Genomic DNA, 16507 nt, shown 5'->3' on the forward strand with positions numbered 1-16507 from the left:
TAATTGCGCAGCAAAGTGGGGGAATTACATGCACCTATTGATTTAAAAAATGCATTAATTGCCACCATAATCTACTGGCAACCACTATCAAATTAAGTAATATATTCTAAACAACTAAATGCTAGAGTCTTTTTGTGTATCAAGATGTCGCTGTCGATCACTTACCAATTATTACATCACCACAGGAACTGGGTGGATTTAACTTTTCGCCCGATATTATTTGGGTATTTGACTTAGACCGTCATGGATTTTGGTGGGGCAATCATCACGCCCTTAACTTTTGGGGACTAAGCGATGTGCAACAACTCATCGACAAAGACTTATCCGCTGATACCGAAGGCGCACGCAAGCGCACCGAACAAACCTTTGTAAAAGCCACACAAGAGGGCTTAACTAACGACCCTTGGACAACTTACCCTAATGGTGAGCCAAAAGTGATGTTAATGCGTCATGTAGCTGTGTTGCTGGGCCCAGAAAAGCACCGCGGCATTATTGCCTTTATTAGCGAACAAATGGATGCCACCAGCCAACCAGAAAACCTGCTTTTTGCAGAAGCGATGCGTTACACCACTGTTGCAGTGAGTTGTTACGATATGCAGGGTAAGCGGCTGTTCGAAAACCCCGCGTTTACGCAGTGGTATTCAACAATAAAACAAGACACTATCAGTGACTTTGAGCTGCGTTTTGCCAATCCAAATGAGGGGAAAAAACGCTTAATTGACTCTCAGCAACACAAAGCAGGTTGCCAAGAGCACATAATGCTTACCAAGCTTGGTGAAAAACGACATAACGTTGATATTCGCATTAGTCGCCATCCCTTAACTGGCGATTATGTGTTTCTTGTTACTGAATATGACATTACCGAGCTTCATGACACTATTGAAGAGCTCAAACACACCAAAAACGAGCTTAAGAAAATTGCGCACTTCGATCCTCTAACTAAATTACCTTCGGTATGGCTCACTAAAGAGCGCCTAGCAAGCGCGCTAAAACAAGCAAAACGCAATGAGTCGCTGTTGGCTGTGATGTTTATCGATTTAGATGGTTTTAAACAGGTAAATGATAGCTATGGACACAGTAGTGGTGATGAATTACTTAAGCAAGTAGCGATTAGACTTAAAAGCACATTCAGAGAATCAGACACAGTAGGGCGCTTAGGTGGCGATGAGTTTTTAATTTGCCTGCCAAATCTTGCAAACAAACAAGACGCGGTTAGGCTCGCTGAAAAAGCCATCAACGAAATCGCGAAAGACTATCAAATTAAAGATGCAGTCGGGCAGGGTAACAAAGTAAATATCAGTGCTAGCTTAGGTATTGCTTATTACCCTGATAGCGGCGATACATTAGAGGCACTTATTCGTACTGCCGATGAAAAAATGTATCAAGCTAAGCGCGCAGGTAAAAACCGCTTTGAAGTTTAGTTTAAATTAGCAAATAGATTTAACATCCGATTAAGCAACAAAAAAGGCCATTTAGAATGGCCTTTTTGCTAAATTTTTAAGCAGTTTTAAAACGCTAGTTTATTTAAAATATCGTCTTCTACATTTTGTGAAAGCGTGACTTTAAGCTTAGGAGTACGCTCCATTTCACGTTTAATTGCAAAGTTAGCTTCTTCGTTACGTGCCCAGCTGCGACGTGCGATACCATTGTTTACATCAAACAGTAGCATTGACTTAAGACGACGCTCGGCATCAATACTACCGTCAAGTAACATACCGAAACCACCGTTGATCACTTCGCCCCAGCCAACGCCACCGCCATTGTGGATAGACACCCAAGTTGCACCGCGGAAACCATCACCAATCACGTTGTGAATAGCCATATCAGCAGTAAAACGGCTACCGTCGTAAATATTTGATGTTTCACGGAATGGTGAATCTGTGCCTGATACATCGTGGTGGTCACGACCAAGTACCACTGGGCCAATTTCACCGCGCGCAATGGCATCGTTAAAGGCATTTGCAATCTTAATACGACCTTCAGAATCGGCATAAAGAATACGCGCTTGTGAACCAACCACTAGCTTGTTTTCTTTCGCGTCTTTGATCCAAGTGATGTTGTCTTGCATCTGCTGCTGAATTTCCTCAGGCGAGTTTGCCATAATTTCTTCAAGCACTTTTGCCGCAATTGCATCGGTTTTATCTAAATCTTCAGGATTACCTGAAGTACACACCCAGCGGAACGGGCCAAAACCATAGTCAAAACACATTGGGCCAAGAATATCTTGCACATATGACGGGTATTTAAAGTCAATGCCGTTCTCAGCCATTACATCGCCACCTGCGCGTGATGCTTCAAGTAAAAACGCATTACCGTAGTCAAAGAAGTAAGTGCCTTTTGCTGTATGTTTGTTCACAGCATCTGCATGACGCTTAAGCGTTGCTTGTACTTTTTCTTTAAATAGCTCTGGTTCTTCACGAATTAAGCGATTTGATTCTTCATAGCTAATATCAACTGGGTAGTAACCGCCTGACCAAGGGTTATGAAGCGACGTTTGATCAGAACCTAAATGAATAAAAATATCTTCAGCTAAGAAGCTTTCCCATACATCAACAACGTTACCAATAAACGCAATCGACACCACTTCTTCGTTTTCTTGCGCTTTACGCACACGGGCAACTAGGTCTGGCATATTATCTACCAGCTCATCTACCCAACCTTGTTGGTGACGCTTAATTGCCGCCTTCGGGTTCACCTCTGCACATACAGTAATACAGTTAGCAATGTTACCGGCTTTTGGCTGTGCACCACTCATACCGCCAAGACCGGCAGTTAAGAAGATCTTACCTTTTGGTGATTCGCCTTTGTTAAGTACTTTACGGAATGCATTCATCACCGTAATGGTTGTACCGTGAACGATACCTTGTGGGCCAATGTACATAAATGAGCCTGCTGTCATTTGGCCATATTGCGTTACACCTAATGCATTGAATTTTTCCCAGTCATCCGGCTTTGAGTAATTCGGGATCATCATACCGTTGGTTACAACCACACGTGGAGCATCTTTAGACGATGGGAATAAACCCATTGGGTGGCCTGAATACATATGTAGCGTTTGGTCTTCTTCCATTTCGCTTAGGTACTTCATCGCAAGTAAGTACTGCGCCCAGTTTTGGAATACCGCACCGTTACCACCGTAAGTGATAAGTTCCTCTGGATGCTGTGCCACTGCTGGATCAAGGTTATTATCGATCATTAGCATGATCGCCGCAGCTTGCTCACATTTAGCAGGGTAGTCAGAGATTGAACGTGCTTTTAGCTCATAGTTAGGCTTAAAGCGGTACATATAAATACGGCCAAAATCTTTTAGTTCTTGCGCAAATTCTTCTGCTAGTTCCGCATGCCACTCTTTCGGGAAGTAACGCAGCGCATTACGTACCGCTAGCTGTTTTTCTTCAACCGATAAAATATCTTTACGCTTTGGCGCACGGTTAGCGCCTGCAGGATATGCTTTAGGCGCAGGCAGTTCGCTTGGGATACCCTGTTTTATGCTATTTTGAAATTCTTGTAAGTTCATTCAGTTATCCTTAATTAAGCGTAACAGTAAATGCCTGAGATGTTACAAACTCAACCATGGCATCAATATCAGGCTTTAATAGTCTGTCTTCTTCTAATTTCGCAACCTTAGTACGAATGAGCGCATGATTTTGTTCAATAATATCTGAACAAGTATTTGGGCGTCTAAAGTCAACGGCTTGTGCTGCGTACATTAGCTCAATTGCGAAGATTTTCTCAAGATTACCAAGAATTTGGTTAAGTTTACGGCCCGAAATACTGCCCATCGACACGTGATCTTCCTGACCCATTGACGTTGGCACACTGTCCGCAGACGGTGGGAAACACAATGATTTGTTTTCGGTTACAAGCGCCGCTGTGGTGTACTGTGGGATCATCATGCCTGAGTTTAGGCCGCCAGATGTAGTTAGTAGGCGCGGTAAACCGTGTAAACCTTCAAGCAATAAATAACAACGGCGGTCTGAAATATTGCCCAATTCAGCAGCTGCAATTGACGCATAGTCAAGAGCCATTGCCAGCGGCTGACCATGGAAACTACCGCCTGAAATTGCTTCTTCTTCACTGATCACAATTGGGTTATCAGTGACCGAGTTCATTTCAATTTCAACAAGTTCTTTTAAGTGGTTATAAGCGTTGCGTGATGCACCGTGCACCTGCGGAATACAGCGCAGCGAATAAGGGTCTTGTACGCGGTCGCAGTCGGTATGATCAGCCATATTTTGCGAATCTTTAAATAGACGACGCATGCGTGTTGCTACTTCAACATTGCCAGCAAAGGCACGAATTGCATGTAGCTCTTCTCTAAATGGCGATTGGCTACCTTGCATACCTTCAATACTCATTGCACCTGCAACATCGGCAAGGTCAAGTAAGTAACGCATCTTAGTTAGACCAGTAATACCATGAGATAAAATAAACTGAGTACCGTTAATCAGCGCTAAACCTTCTTTAGCATGCAGGTCCATTGGCTCTAACCCATTATCAGCAAGCGCTTTTGCCGCAGGCACAATGTCATCACCTACCCAAAACTCACCTTCACCTAAAAGTGGTAAGAATAAATGCGATAATGGCGCTAAATCGCCTGATGCACCCACCGAGCCTTGCTCTGGTACGACTGGAATTAAATCAAGCTCAATAAACTTCAGCATACGCTCAACGGTTTCAAGGCGAATACCTGAGAAACCTTGGCTTAACGCATGCACTTTAGTGATCAGCATTAATTTAGAAATCGATTTAGCAATTGGATTACCAACGCCAACTGCGTGAGTGATCAGCAGATTTTTTTGTAATAGGTTTGTTTCTGCTGGGGTGATTTGCGTATCACACAGTGGACCAAAGCCAGTGTTAATACCGTAAACCGCTTTATCTGATGCAGCCATTTTGTCTACGCGTTGACGGCTGGTATTAATTTTATCAATCGCTTCTTGGCTAAGCTCAGCTTTAACACTGCCATCGGCAATGCCATTTACAATATCAATATTCAGGCGATCTACGCCGTATTTAAACGTCATTGTTGTCTCCTAACGTTTTAGTCATCTAACTGTGATGATTAGTCAATAGGGTAATGTTAGCTTGCGACCCAAGTTTTATAAATGCATAATTATCGATGCTTATTCCGATATTATCGAACTAAAAAACAAGGCTAAAAAAGATGCAAATTCATGACGTTGATCTGCGCCTATTGCGCATATTTGTTGCTATTGTGGAATGTGGCGGGCTCTCTGCCGCAGAATCTCGACTGAACATTGGCCGTTCGACCATTAGCTCACATTTATCAGATTTAGAAGTGCGCCTTGGCATCAAATTATGTAAACGCGGGCGCAGCGGTTTTGAACTCACCGAGCCTGGCCGTATTACCTATCAAGCAAGCCTTGAGCTATTACAACAGTGCGAAGCGTTTGCCACCACAGTTGCAGGCTCTAAGAATGAGCTATCAGGCCGCGTGACAATTTCGGTGATTGATACCATGGTAAGCGATCCACGCTGCGGCATTAGTGAGGTGATCCGCGAGCTTAAGCAAAAAAGCGATAACATTCAATTTGATATCAATGTGTGTGAGGCGAGGGAAGTAGAAACTTCTGTAGTAAATGGACGCTCGCTGGTAGGGCTTGGTGTAAGTCGCCATCATTTGCGTGGTTTAGATTACTTCCCACTACATAACGAAACCAATTATCTTTATTGCGCCAAAGGGCATGCCCTTTTTGATTGTAAACCGAATGAGCGCAATAAGTTATTGAAACAAGCCGAGGTGATTACCTCAAACTATATGCGAGATAAAGAAGTGCGAAATGATGGCCTTAATTATCAAAATAGTGCAACCGCCTATCATGATGAAGGTATCGCACATTTGATTTTATCCGGCGCCTTTATAGGCTATCTACCAGAGCACTACGCTAATTACTGGGTTGATAAAGGCGTGTTTAAAGCAATTCACCCAGAGAAATACCACTATCAAATCCCTGTAATGTTAATCACTAAAAAAATGAGCTCAGTTTCGCCGCTTGCCAAAGCGCTTGTTGAAGAGATTAAACGCTGCCATCGCTAGCGTTTAATCCGTGCTTACCTTTTAAAATGTGATTTCAGCCACCTACAGATGACATAGCTGAGCCTGATGAGATTAGGGCGCGATCTTTCTCTCGTTCAGCAAGCTCTGTGTTTTGCTGTTTTTCACGGCGGTCAAGACTACCTAGTTTAAAGCCCTTATCAAATTCTGCTCTTATTTCTAATGGGCATATTTGCGGATCAGGAATACCTTTTTCACCAAGTTTAAAGCCATTTTCATAACTACAATATTGTTGGATGCCTGCCGTATAACCATCCAAGTACAATGCTTGCGCATTGCTAGGTAAACCATCACCGCAGCTTGCTTTGTATTTATCAAACTCACGCACCGATTTTCCAGCAAGAGCCACTTCACTACCAAGCGATATCCAATCTATTGAGTTATCGCATTCAACTTGGCTAGTGGTGGTATTGCAACCCACTAGAGTTGCAATACCCATTATTAAAACAACGTGTTTATTCATAATAAGCTCTTATCCTATTGCCCTGTAGAAGACTGGCCATTACGGTTTTGTAGTGCTCTTCTTTCCAATTCGCGCTCAGCATAGTCAGCATTTTCTTTCTTTTCACGGCGATCGAGGTAGCCAATTTTATAGCCTTTATCAAATTCTGCGCGAATTTCAAATGGACACACATTAGGGTTTTCAATGTCTTTTTGTGCCAGTTCAAAGCCATTTTCATAGGTACAATACTCTTTAATACCAATGGTAAAGCCATCGAGATATAAATCTTGCGCATTTTGAGGTAACGCATCACCACACTGTGCTTTATAGTTATCAAAAGCACGAACACTTTTCCCTTTTTGCGCAGTAGTTAACCCTAATTGATGCCAATCAGTTTGGGTGCTACAGACAAATTCATTGTCTGTTGGGGTAGATTGACAGCCAGCCAATGCCATAAAACCAATTATTAAACCCAGATTCAGATTGTTTCTCATTGTTCTTCCTTAAATTTCAGCTTGTTGTTTTTTTGTCACAATAATATTTTCAAGCAAGGTAATTTGCTCTGAAATACCACGAGTTTCAGGGAAACGGCTTGTCACACTTTTTAATACGCTAAGCGCAGCATCGTACTTTTGAATATCAACATACAATTGCGCACGACTCAGCATTGCTTGTTTTTGCCAATCGCTTAGCGCTTCTGCACGCAAATACAGTGTTTCGGCTTGTGTGAATAACTTTCTATCAATTAGGAAATCGGCATAAGCAATTAACGCCTGACCATGATTTGGATTTGCATCTAACGCTAGTTTAAACGCTTGTTCGGCACCATTAATGTTGGCAGTTTCGCTATTAAGTAAGGCTTTATGCAAATAAATAACACTTTTGGTTTGTGCATCAAATGTCGCCAGTTTGCTATTAAGGGATGCCAGAATTGTTTTGCTTTGTTGCCAAAGGCCACGCTGTGATAACCAAGTAAGATAAGTATTTAAACTGGTCAAATCCAAATCGTATTGTGATAAATGGGTGTTGATAAGCTCGACTGCGCGCTCAAAACTGTCTTGTTGCAAATGCAATTGTGCTGCGGTTTTTAGATTAGTTTCTCGCTTATCACCAAGTAAAATAGCCATCTCTAATGAGGCCAATGCGGCGCGACCATCATTTTGTTCAAGTGCTAAAATCGCCTGATTTAACCATAACTTACTGTCATTAGGAGATTTTGCAATTAGCTCACTGAGTAATGCTGCAGCCGCCTGATACATTTTTGCTTGAGTAAGCGCCACAAACAAACCTTGTTGCCACTGCTCTTGTTCAGGTTCAATAGCCAGTGCTTGCTGGTAAGCATTAATTGCTGAGTAAGGGCCATAGAGCGTTAAATTAAGATAAGCAAGCTGACCATAAACCACCGCATCATTTGCGCCAAGCGCAATGGCTTTAGCAAAATACTCTCGCGCTTTTTGTTGATCATCTTTGATTAAATAAAGCTGCCCTAAATCACTGTGTGCGCGAACTAACTGCGGGCTTCTTGAAAGAGATGCAAGATAGGTTTTTTCAGCCTTCTCATAATCTTCTAAAGCAAAATAAAGCTGCGCTTTTAACATCAACATAGCAACACTAAGTTCAATGTCATAAAAAGCTTCAAGTTCTTTTAATACTGCTTGCTTGTCGCCACTTTCTAGAAGAGTGCGAAGGCGCTCTGCAGTTTCTAACTCTTCAGGGGCAATATTTGCCTCTTTTTCACTGTAGGGTCCTGCAAATTGAGGCAAGACAAATGTTGGTTGTTCTACTTCAATTTTAAATTTGCTTGTTGAATTACTTGCGTTACTAGGCAAGCTGTTTACAGCAATAAAAGCGCACGAAGCAAAAAATAAGGGGGTTAGTTTATTCATTGTTTATCTGCCGTAATTAAAATGAATGCCATATAAATAAATTGCTTGCACAGGTTGGCCATCTTTTTTTGGAATACTAAAACGTGCATGCTCTACCCAATTGCGGATCACTTCGACCATTTCTGGGTAAACTGGATCGGTGATGCGCTTAATATAAGGCTTACCGGTTTGATCGATTATCAGCTCAACTTCTGTTGAAACTCGCTTAATGCCTTTACGCCGAATTGACAGCGGTGGTGGAAAGTACTTTTGCTTCACAACCTGTGGTACCTGATCAAGTTTCTCTACCGCCATTAAAGGCATGTCGAGTGCCAATCGCTGCTGAATAATATTGGCGTCCATCGTAAATTCAGGTAATGCCAACGACTGCACTTTTGGCAATGTCATTTTAGGTTTATCTGCATAATTCACCTGAGGACCATCACCTAAACCCACAATATTTAAACTGGTTTGTGCAGTGTCACTGCTTTTTGCCTGATTTCGCATTGGCGGTGGTGGCGGAGGTGGTGGCGTTGGCAATGCGACATCTATTTTGCGCACCACAAGTGTTGCCTCGGGTAGTTCTGGTGTTTCTTTAAGCACATGCAGTAAATAAACAAGTGAAGCAACTAATATGGCACTGATACACCAAGGTGCGATAAAACTAAATACAGTGTTACTGGGCGATTTAGCTAAACTGAGTGTTGCCATCATTTCACCTGAGTTGCCAAACTGATGTTTTCAACCCCAGCAAGCTTTGCTTGATCGATCACTTTTACCAAGAGCTCTGTTGGCACGCGCTTATCAGCTTGAATGACTAAAGGGCGCGCTTTAGTTCTACTTGCTTGCATTAAAGTGGCTCTTACACCTGCAACCCCAATATTTGTGCCCGCGTACATCACTTGCCCAGCATCAGTAATGGCGAGCATAAGCACCGATTTTTGTAATTGTTGGCTCGAAACAGCACTGGGTTTATCAACTTCAACACCGGTTTCTTTAACAAATACGGTAGTTACAATAAAAAAGATAAGTAGAATAAACACCACATCCAGTAAGGGGGCTAAATCGATTTCTTGGTTTTTACTGTCTTCTATTTTTTGCTCTATTAACGAACGCATACTGCCTCCACTTGCCAAGCGGCTACCTTGCTTTTTAAAAGGGTATGAAGCAGGACACCTGGCACCACAAATACGAGCCCGAGTTGAGTTGTGTACATGGCGCTTGCAATACCACCACTTACCATCTCTTGCATATCTAGGCCGTTATTAAGCGACATAAAATTGAAAGTGCTTAAAAGCCCACTAATGGTGCCAAGTAACCCCAGTAACGGTAAGGCTGCTAGCATAGTTTTTAATGCTGCTATCCAATAATTACAACGCATTAGCCATGCTTTATTAGGTTTGATAAAAAACAGTAGAGATAACAATTTGCCATAACTGAATATGGCAACCGCCAGTAACGCCCAAACTACAGCGTTAGTGAAAAGTTTTAAATACACAGATAAATCCATGGTTTAAAACTCATATTTACTGAGTTGAATAGCGTTCGCTTCAAGCTTGGCATTATGACTTTTCGCTTTACGGCTCAGTAAGGCACTTAAAATCAGTGAAGGAATGGCAACAATTAAGCCTAGCTCAGTTGTCACTAACGCTTCTGAAATGCCGCCTGAAACAGTTGCTGCATCCCCCGTACCAAAAGTATTCATCATCATAAAGGTATTGATCATGCCTGAAACAGTGCCCAGTAAACCAAGTAGTGGTGCAATTGCAGCTGACGTTGCAACCACACCTAGGTAATTCTCTACTTGATAGCGATATTTCATTAAAAACGCTACTAGCTGGTCGTCACGTTGACTTGAAACAGGGTAATTTTTTGCAATTTCAACAAGTGTTAATTCAGCGCCGCGAAGGTCTTTTGCTGATGATAATCGCGCGGTAAGATCTGCTTTAACGGATGGCAACTTAAGCAGCTGTACAGCTTTAATAAGGGCCACAATCAAGGATAACGCACCAAAAAATAAAATAGGAAGTGCCCATACACCGCCTTTTTTAATGTGTTCTAAAATACCTTGTTGTTTATTTTGTAATTTAGCAGCATTGCCGAGCGTTGGATCAAACATTACTGTACCTAACCCAGTTGAGTTAAGCTGCGCTAATTGGGCAACTTCTCCTTCACTGTAAACCCCCTTGACTAAACTTGGTATTGCTTGGTTTACATGTTTTTCGATAAGCCCGCCCGACGCTCGCTCTTGGTTATACGCAAGTGCTATCGGGCCCATTTCAAGTACATTAAAATGTTCAATTTCACCATTTTCATCAACCACTTTCGATGGTTGCCAACGCGGTACAAGTGCATCAACTAATTGACTTTGTAGGGTATTAAAAACCGATTCACTGATTACTACTTCGCCATTCGCATTTGTAAATTGTCCAAGCGGCGTACCATTTTGCTCAAAGTAGCTTTGCAGTAGTAATTTCTGATAGTTGTCTTGCGCACGCCATTTTTCAACACGCTCTGAAAGTTGTTCAACACTCAAAATCTGCTCGTCAGCAACACGCTGAATTGCTGATGCTTTGACGCGTAAGGCTTTAACATCATTAAGCGCTTGATTAATTTGCTTTTGATAGGAGAGAGATTGCTGATTTACCTGCTTCTCAATAGCCATTAACTGTTGTTTAGATTTGGCAATGCGATCGAGTAGTTGTTGATTTACATTTGTTTCACTGTAACTAAAAGCACTAAAAAACAAGCCCACTAAAATCATAAAACGAACCATCACAGACGCTCCTTATCAATACTCGCAATTGCTAACGGGGCTTTTATAAATGCTGCATTCGTCGGTTTTTCAAGCATCGCTTTTATCGCAAGTAAATCGCTAGGTAAGTCTGCATCATTTAGATTGCCAATCAGTTGTTTTGCAGCCTCACCGTGATGCCACTGCCAGCCTGCTTGTTCAACTCGCCCTAAACCAAAAAACTCGCCATCATTACTGATGTACCATGCTTGTGATAAACCTAAATAGATTTGATTTACTAAACGCTCTGATTCGCCATTGTCTAAAGGTATTCGCATACTGGTATTATGAATCGCAAGGCGTTGGTTAAACTCATCAGCCGATTTATACATACTGAGTAAACGCTCAAGCTTTTCACTGTTTGGAAGCTCAGTCTGCTCTATTTGGCTTGTTTTGTTATGCCAGTCCGTTTGTATTGGAGGAGGTAAGAGTGGCGTTATGCGTTTAACAAATAAATAAGCATTTTTTAATGCCGTATCAATTGTTTGCTGATTTTTTTCAAAAGCTACTTGCTGTTCGGTGAGTGCTAAGCGTTTGGTATCAACTTCACTACGCGCTGCATTTGCTGTTTTAAGCAATGCGTTTAGCGCTTGTTTTTCTTGTTTTAAAAGAGAAAGTTGATTTTTAAGTGCCTGTTCATTGGCCTGCCAATTAAGCTGCAGTTTGCCTTTTTGACTTTCCAAATCTAACCATTGTTGCATTAATTCAGCGTCTGAAGATTGCGCATGCAGCACCGCCGAAGACAGCGCTGTCATTGCAAACACAAAAACGTGTTTCATTGCTTATCCTTGTTGTAATACTTTTCTGCCCTTAATGAAAAAGAATTACAGATGCATAACAATTAAGCAACAACTTTGTGACAAGCGGCATTGAAAATTAAATATATTCACCTAGTACTTGATTTTTAAAAGAATAGATAAAGGTAACCGCGAATAAGCTATCGAGGAAGATAAGCTAACTTTAAGCAAAAGCGTAAACCCCGTTTACATCAAAAGCCATCAATAATTTCCTTTTTCTGACATTAATTTCGCAAAGATTTACGCGAATAATACAAAATAAAAGCATTTCTTATTACAAGTTTAAAAAACGAAATTAACTTCAATTTCTTGATATCAGGGACATGCAAGACTACTTTTTGAATATCGTTATGCGATACGCATAACGCTTAGCGCAGCAATTATAAGGATTAACTATGTCATTACCTTCAACCAAAAAAACGTGGAAAGTTGTTTGTGTAGTATCCACATTGATATTAATGAACATGTCACATGCAATCGCTGATGTCGCGGTTGTTGTCCATCCAACGAATGATTCAACCTTTGATCAAGCTACCATTAAAAAGATATTTTTAGGAAAAACCAAAAGCTACTCTAACGGCCGTTCTGCCATTTTAATTAGTGCAAGCTACAATGACCCAGCTACCGAAGAGTTTAATTCAAAAGTGCTGGGTAAATCGAGCAGTCAAGTCAAAGCTTATTGGTCGAAAATTCTTTTTACCGGTAAAGGGACGCCTCCGCAAGAAATGGATTCAAATGCAGCTGTTATTTCATCGGTAGCATCCAACCCTGATTCAATTGGCTATTTAGACGCTAGCGCCGTAACAGCTGATGTCAAAGTAGTAGCAACCTTCTGAGGAGAGATAATATGAAAAAGCTTTCACTAGTCGCATCAGCATTGCTTATTATTTTCTCTCAATCAGCTAATGCAGAGCTAAAAATAAGTGGTTACGGTTCAATTATCGCAGGTAAAACCCTAGGTACAGTCGATGATCCGCTTAATCCGGGGCAGAAACGAGATGAAATTCTCACGGCTGATTTTTATGATGTTGGTCAGTATAATAATGATCTCACATTTAAAGCCGAGTCAATCCTTGCTGTACAAGGCACCTATAAATTTAATAGTCAGCTTTCAGTTACTGCACAATTGGTTGCTAAAGGTGTAGATGACTTCAAACCTGAGTTCGATTGGTATTATGTTACCTATCAAGCCAATGAAGATTGGACATTTATGGCTGGGCGTCGAAATATCCCGATGTACTACTTCTCAGAGTTTGCAGAAGTAGGTTACGCCTACCCTTGGATGCGCCCACCTTCAAACCTTTACTGGTGGCAAGTAACCCAGTTTGATGGTGCTCATGCCATGTACAACTTCGAAATCGGTGATTACTCAAATACCATTACTGCGTTTTATGGTAATGAATATTCAGACGATAATGTAGAAATGCTATATTACGATAAACTGTATGGTGGTACAGCGCGAACAGTAAATGAATACTGGACCGATATCGCAGGCTTTAACTGGAATATGTCAGGTGATTTCTTTGATCTCCGTTTTGTATACTTTCAAAATGACAGAGACAGAGAAACCATTCAACAAGATGGGAGCATTAGCCCCTATACACCTTTCTCGCAACAGTTTATAGGTTTAGGTGGTCAAGTAAATATAAGTGACTTCACTATTCTTTTTGATATGAACTATGTTGAATATGATGATGCTGTAGGTACAGAATTCCCGACATATCTTATCTCTGTGGTATATAACATTGGTGAATTCCAACCTTACATATCATACTCCAAAGCGGATCATGAACGTTCGAAAGTCCCAACAGAAGATTTAGAAGAGCACTATATGTTGAGCTATGGTTTACGTTATGACTTTTATTCTAATGTTGCCTTTAAAGTGCAATACGATACTTTTGTAGATCAAGGGCATGAACCATCAGGCTGGGCCTATCATGGTGATTCAAGAACAATTAGTATGGGTATCGATTTTATATTCTAATTGAAATAAAAAAGGGCATGGAATTGCCCTTTTATTCTATTAAAGCTCAAGTAATCTATTTTTGTTTGCCAATTATTTAGGTGCGTTTTAAGAACAACTTATCACCATTTAGTGGTTGATTTGTGTTGAAAATTCATCACACCCTAACAGCCTATTCTCTATTGCCTGAATATGATGTTTATCCGCTCGTCGCCATGCTTGTGGAATAGCGTAAACCCCGTTTACATAATCTAGAAAACGTTCAATTAACCGTGTGTTAGGTTGCCAACTGTTGATTTCTTTCAATTGTTCAACAAGTTGTTGCTGCGAATTTGCGGGTAATACCATGCCAGGCAAAGCGTAACAGGCATTACCTAGCGTAATAAGCTTACCGCCTAGCTGCAATGTTTCTAATCCAACGGTTGAATTAATGGTAATTGTCGCCTCGGCCCGTTTTATCAATTCAGACGCTTTTACGCCATTGGCAAATATCGCTTTATCATGGGCTTTATGTAAGTGCGTGAATTTTTTTGGCCAGTTAGGGTGCTCTTTAAATACCACTTTAAGGTTACTTTGTGGCAACGCATCAATCGCTTGCATTACTTGCCAAAACAACTGCTCCATACTCTTGATCCAAGGTGAATGAACCACTACTTGGGTATCGTTTGGTACTTGAAATGGCACAAAAATATAGTGTTCAGAAAGTGCTACTTCCGCGCTATCGCTAGTGCGATTTTTATGGTTTTTTGCTTGTTCTATCGCTGCGAGCGCAACCCCTGAAAGTTCCCGTTCTAAATAAAATTCTGGCAGCTTTGGCAAACTCGATAAATAGTTTACTCCCTTGGGATCTAAGCATGTGGTGTTAGGTACTAAGCCATTTTCAAAGAACATCACCGGAATATTTAAACACTCAGCGGCACATACCACAGTTTGATTTGGTAGCTTTTTACCGTTCCAAACAACCACTTTATCTGGCTGCTCTGCTTGAAATAAATCGATAAATTTTAGAAAGCGTAACGTTTCTATTGCTTTTAAGTACCCACGAAATACCTGACAAACTAGCTTTACTGAAAATAATGCGGGATGACGCGCTTTTTTTCTTAATAAATGATGCGCTAGCATTTCATTACTATCAAAATTTGCCAAATGTTTTGTGTGTTTCAACGCTCCAAAACGCGGCCAACCAGTTACATGAAGTTGCGCGTCTAGGTTCAGCTTACCTACTAATTTTCGGTAATATTTAGCATGACTGCTATTTCGAGATACAAATAAAATACGCATAGACAATAAGAAATCTGACTTTTTAGCGCAGTGTATGAAAGAAGTGTGACGAAATGATTAAGCTACAAACGTATATAACGGAATTACTGTAGCTAACGCGAAAACGCGAAAATTTAAATCACATGGATATACCAAAATACTTATCGCATTTAATATCAAAAGTGTTTCACAGTAAAAAGCGATGTATTTCATAGTCCTCTCTGTGTTACAAAAGGAATCAGAATAAGTAAGATAAACGATCTATCAGATCAGAATTAAATAATTAAACAAATAAAAGGCCCTGTATGATCTATGCAATGTTTGGAATGGTTTTATTAACGTTTGCCGTTGGTATTGTGGCCGTTACCACACGTGTTAAAAGCGTTAAAAATGGCAGCGTGAAAATAAAATACTATCGTACAATGGAAGGCCAAGACGTGCCCGAAAAATTAACCACATCAACGCGTTGTTTTAACAACATGTTCGAAGTACCGGTATTATTTTATGTTGTCTCTACCTTATTTGTGAGCCTAGAAATTACGAATGGCTTAGCGCTCATCTTGGCTTGGAGTTTTGTTACTTTTAGAACGTTACAGGCCTTTGTACACCTTACCTACAACAATGTACTACATCGCATGTTAACGTTTTGGGGGGCTGTGATTTCAGTGTTGTCAATGTGGGTTATTTTGCTCATTCAAATAGCGTAACCCGTGAAAAGAAACAAGAAGTACTAATGCAAACTAATCTGCAATTTCCAAATTTAGACACTGCACGATTAACACTAAACACACTGACAATCGATGATAACGATAGGTTATTTTCGATTTTTTCAGATCAAGCTGTGGTTAAGTTTTATAATATTGAAGCGTTTACATCCAAGCAGCAATCTCTTGATTTAATAGATTTCTTTAATCAACGATTTAAAGAGCAAGAGGGCATTCGTTGGGCTATTCGCCTCAAAGAAACTGGCGAGCTAATTGGCACATGTGGTTTTAATTCGTTTAATTCAAAAATGCACAATGCAGTGATTGGTTATGAATTTGCAAGTGATCATTGGGGTAAAGGGTATGCCACTGAAGCGTTAAACGCGATTATTACACTAGTTTATTCAGACAACTCACCATTTGGTGAACTATATCGCATTCAGGCTGATACCATGCTGGGTAATGACGCGTCTGAATCAGTGCTTAAAAAGCTTGGCTTTAAACAAGAGGGGATCCGCCGCGCAAGTGGCTTTTGGAAAAACCAATATCACGATTTAACGTGCTTTGGTTTACTAAAACCCGAGTTTACACCACGTTAAATAA

At 40.8% G+C, this 16507-nt stretch carries 17 protein-coding genes; 6 read left to right on the top strand and 11 right to left on the bottom strand.

Annotated features, from left to right (window positions below):
* Nucleotides 1–134 precede the first annotated feature (134 nt).
* Complete coding sequence (locus tag C2M30_RS15310; protein ID WP_105172290.1) at nucleotides 135–1421, top strand: sensor domain-containing diguanylate cyclase; 1287 nt, start codon at nucleotides 135–137, stop codon at nucleotides 1419–1421.
* Between the two features lie 86 nt (nucleotides 1422–1507).
* Here the strand turns inward: C2M30_RS15310 and C2M30_RS15315 are convergent, their stop codons facing one another.
* Nucleotides 1508–3517, bottom strand: a complete 2010-nt coding sequence (locus C2M30_RS15315) for a urocanate hydratase (protein WP_105172291.1) — start codon at nucleotides 3515–3517, stop codon at nucleotides 1508–1510.
* A 10-nt stretch (nucleotides 3518–3527) separates the two neighbouring features.
* Nucleotides 3528–5027 (bottom strand): histidine ammonia-lyase, encoded by a 1500-nt coding sequence (gene hutH / locus C2M30_RS15320; RefSeq protein ID WP_105172292.1) that lies wholly within the window; start codon nucleotides 5025–5027, stop codon nucleotides 3528–3530.
* A gap of 140 nt (nucleotides 5028–5167) precedes the next feature.
* Between hutH and C2M30_RS15325 the strand changes: the two genes are divergently transcribed.
* Nucleotides 5168–6061, top strand: a complete 894-nt coding sequence (locus C2M30_RS15325) for a LysR family transcriptional regulator (protein ID WP_105172293.1) — start codon at nucleotides 5168–5170, stop codon at nucleotides 6059–6061.
* Between the two features lie 34 nt (nucleotides 6062–6095).
* Here the strand turns inward: C2M30_RS15325 and C2M30_RS15330 are convergent, their stop codons facing one another.
* Genes C2M30_RS15330 through C2M30_RS15365 form a run of 8 tightly spaced genes read right to left on the bottom strand, consistent with a single transcriptional unit; the run spans nucleotide 6096 to nucleotide 11959 of the window.
* Entirely contained in the window at nucleotides 6096–6542 is a 447-nt protein-coding gene (locus C2M30_RS15330) for a DUF2799 domain-containing protein (RefSeq protein WP_105172294.1), read from the bottom strand.
* Nucleotides 6543–6556: 14 nt separating this feature from the next.
* The gene (locus C2M30_RS15335) at nucleotides 6557–7015 is read right to left on the bottom strand and encodes a DUF2799 domain-containing protein (RefSeq protein WP_105172295.1); all 459 of its coding nucleotides are present in this window, start codon (nucleotides 7013–7015) and stop codon (nucleotides 6557–6559) included.
* A 9-nt stretch (nucleotides 7016–7024) separates the two neighbouring features.
* The gene (locus C2M30_RS15340) at nucleotides 7025–8407 is read right to left on the bottom strand and encodes a tetratricopeptide repeat protein (protein WP_105172296.1); all 1383 of its coding nucleotides are present in this window, start codon (nucleotides 8405–8407) and stop codon (nucleotides 7025–7027) included.
* Between the two features lie 3 nt (nucleotides 8408–8410).
* Nucleotides 8411–9097, bottom strand: coding sequence for a hypothetical protein (locus tag C2M30_RS15345; protein ID WP_105172297.1), 687 nt, complete (start codon nucleotides 9095–9097; stop codon nucleotides 8411–8413).
* A complete protein-coding gene (locus C2M30_RS15350; RefSeq protein WP_105172298.1) occupies nucleotides 9097–9504 on the bottom strand; it encodes an ExbD/TolR family protein in 408 nt (135 codons plus the stop codon). The genes C2M30_RS15345 and C2M30_RS15350 overlap by 1 nt, the downstream gene beginning before the upstream one ends.
* Complete coding sequence (locus C2M30_RS15355) at nucleotides 9492–9896, bottom strand: MotA/TolQ/ExbB proton channel family protein (RefSeq protein WP_105172299.1); 405 nt, start codon at nucleotides 9894–9896, stop codon at nucleotides 9492–9494. Before C2M30_RS15355 ends, C2M30_RS15350 begins: the two co-directional genes overlap by 13 nt.
* A 3-nt stretch (nucleotides 9897–9899) precedes the next feature.
* Nucleotides 9900–11162: a MotA/TolQ/ExbB proton channel family protein gene (locus C2M30_RS15360; protein WP_105172300.1), complete on the bottom strand. Its 1263-nt coding sequence runs from the start codon at nucleotides 11160–11162 to the stop codon at nucleotides 9900–9902.
* The gene (locus C2M30_RS15365) at nucleotides 11162–11959 is read right to left on the bottom strand and encodes a DUF3450 family protein (protein ID WP_105172301.1); all 798 of its coding nucleotides are present in this window, start codon (nucleotides 11957–11959) and stop codon (nucleotides 11162–11164) included. The genes C2M30_RS15360 and C2M30_RS15365 overlap by 1 nt, the downstream gene beginning before the upstream one ends.
* Before the next feature lie 413 nt (nucleotides 11960–12372).
* On the opposite strand from C2M30_RS15365, the gene C2M30_RS15370 reads away from it, so the two are divergent.
* Nucleotides 12373–12813 (top strand): substrate-binding domain-containing protein, encoded by a 441-nt coding sequence (locus C2M30_RS15370; RefSeq protein ID WP_105172302.1) that lies wholly within the window; start codon nucleotides 12373–12375, stop codon nucleotides 12811–12813.
* Nucleotides 12814–12824: 11 nt separating this feature from the next.
* On the top strand, nucleotides 12825–13961 hold the full coding sequence (locus C2M30_RS15375; protein ID WP_100914584.1) for a porin: 1137 nt from the start codon (nucleotides 12825–12827) through the stop codon (nucleotides 13959–13961).
* Nucleotides 13962–14069: 108 nt separating this feature from the next.
* Here C2M30_RS15375 and C2M30_RS15380 read toward each other — a convergent pair whose 3' ends face one another.
* The gene (locus tag C2M30_RS15380) at nucleotides 14070–15221 is read right to left on the bottom strand and encodes a capsular polysaccharide export protein, LipB/KpsS family (RefSeq protein WP_105172303.1); all 1152 of its coding nucleotides are present in this window, start codon (nucleotides 15219–15221) and stop codon (nucleotides 14070–14072) included.
* A gap of 284 nt (nucleotides 15222–15505) precedes the next feature.
* On the opposite strand from C2M30_RS15380, the gene C2M30_RS15385 reads away from it, so the two are divergent.
* Together C2M30_RS15385 and C2M30_RS15390 are read left to right on the top strand one after the other, a co-directional pair.
* Nucleotides 15506–15907 (top strand): MAPEG family protein, encoded by a 402-nt coding sequence (locus tag C2M30_RS15385; RefSeq protein WP_105172304.1) that lies wholly within the window; start codon nucleotides 15506–15508, stop codon nucleotides 15905–15907.
* 26 nt (nucleotides 15908–15933) lie between these two features.
* Nucleotides 15934–16503, top strand: a complete 570-nt coding sequence (locus tag C2M30_RS15390) for a GNAT family N-acetyltransferase (protein WP_234004748.1) — start codon at nucleotides 15934–15936, stop codon at nucleotides 16501–16503.
* Nucleotides 16504–16507: the final 4 nt, after the last annotated feature.

Origin of the sequence: Pseudoalteromonas sp. T1lg24 (assembly GCF_002964745.1) — a bacterium.
In the GTDB taxonomy this organism is placed as follows: Bacteria; Pseudomonadota; Gammaproteobacteria; order Enterobacterales; family Alteromonadaceae; genus Pseudoalteromonas; species Pseudoalteromonas spongiae.

Bases quoted from the DNA above. Each gene is read 5' to 3' on its own strand.
- C2M30_RS15315 (WP_105172291.1), bottom strand. From the start codon at position 3,517: ATGAACTTACAAGAATTTCAAAATAGCATAAAACAGGGTATCCCAAGC.
- hutH (WP_105172292.1), bottom strand. From the start codon at position 5,027: ATGACGTTTAAATACGGCGTAGATCGCCTGAATATTGATATTGTAAAT.
- C2M30_RS15325 (WP_105172293.1), top strand. From the start codon at position 5,168: ATGCAAATTCATGACGTTGATCTGCGCCTATTGCGCATATTTGTTGCT.
- C2M30_RS15330 (WP_105172294.1), bottom strand. From the start codon at position 6,542: ATGAATAAACACGTTGTTTTAATAATGGGTATTGCAACTCTAGTGGGT.
- C2M30_RS15335 (WP_105172295.1), bottom strand. From the start codon at position 7,015: ATGAGAAACAATCTGAATCTGGGTTTAATAATTGGTTTTATGGCATTG.
- C2M30_RS15340 (WP_105172296.1), bottom strand. From the start codon at position 8,407: ATGAATAAACTAACCCCCTTATTTTTTGCTTCGTGCGCTTTTATTGCT.
- C2M30_RS15345 (WP_105172297.1), bottom strand. From the start codon at position 9,097: ATGGCAACACTCAGTTTAGCTAAATCGCCCAGTAACACTGTATTTAGT.
- C2M30_RS15350 (WP_105172298.1), bottom strand. From the start codon at position 9,504: ATGCGTTCGTTAATAGAGCAAAAAATAGAAGACAGTAAAAACCAAGAA.
- C2M30_RS15355 (WP_105172299.1), bottom strand. From the start codon at position 9,896: ATGGATTTATCTGTGTATTTAAAACTTTTCACTAACGCTGTAGTTTGG.
- C2M30_RS15360 (WP_105172300.1), bottom strand. From the start codon at position 11,162: ATGGTTCGTTTTATGATTTTAGTGGGCTTGTTTTTTAGTGCTTTTAGT.
- C2M30_RS15365 (WP_105172301.1), bottom strand. From the start codon at position 11,959: ATGAAACACGTTTTTGTGTTTGCAATGACAGCGCTGTCTTCGGCGGTG.
- C2M30_RS15370 (WP_105172302.1), top strand. From the start codon at position 12,373: ATGTCATTACCTTCAACCAAAAAAACGTGGAAAGTTGTTTGTGTAGTA.
- C2M30_RS15375 (WP_100914584.1), top strand. From the start codon at position 12,825: ATGAAAAAGCTTTCACTAGTCGCATCAGCATTGCTTATTATTTTCTCT.
- C2M30_RS15380 (WP_105172303.1), bottom strand. From the start codon at position 15,221: ATGCGTATTTTATTTGTATCTCGAAATAGCAGTCATGCTAAATATTAC.
- C2M30_RS15385 (WP_105172304.1), top strand. From the start codon at position 15,506: ATGATCTATGCAATGTTTGGAATGGTTTTATTAACGTTTGCCGTTGGT.
- C2M30_RS15390 (WP_234004748.1), top strand. From the start codon at position 15,934: ATGCAAACTAATCTGCAATTTCCAAATTTAGACACTGCACGATTAACA.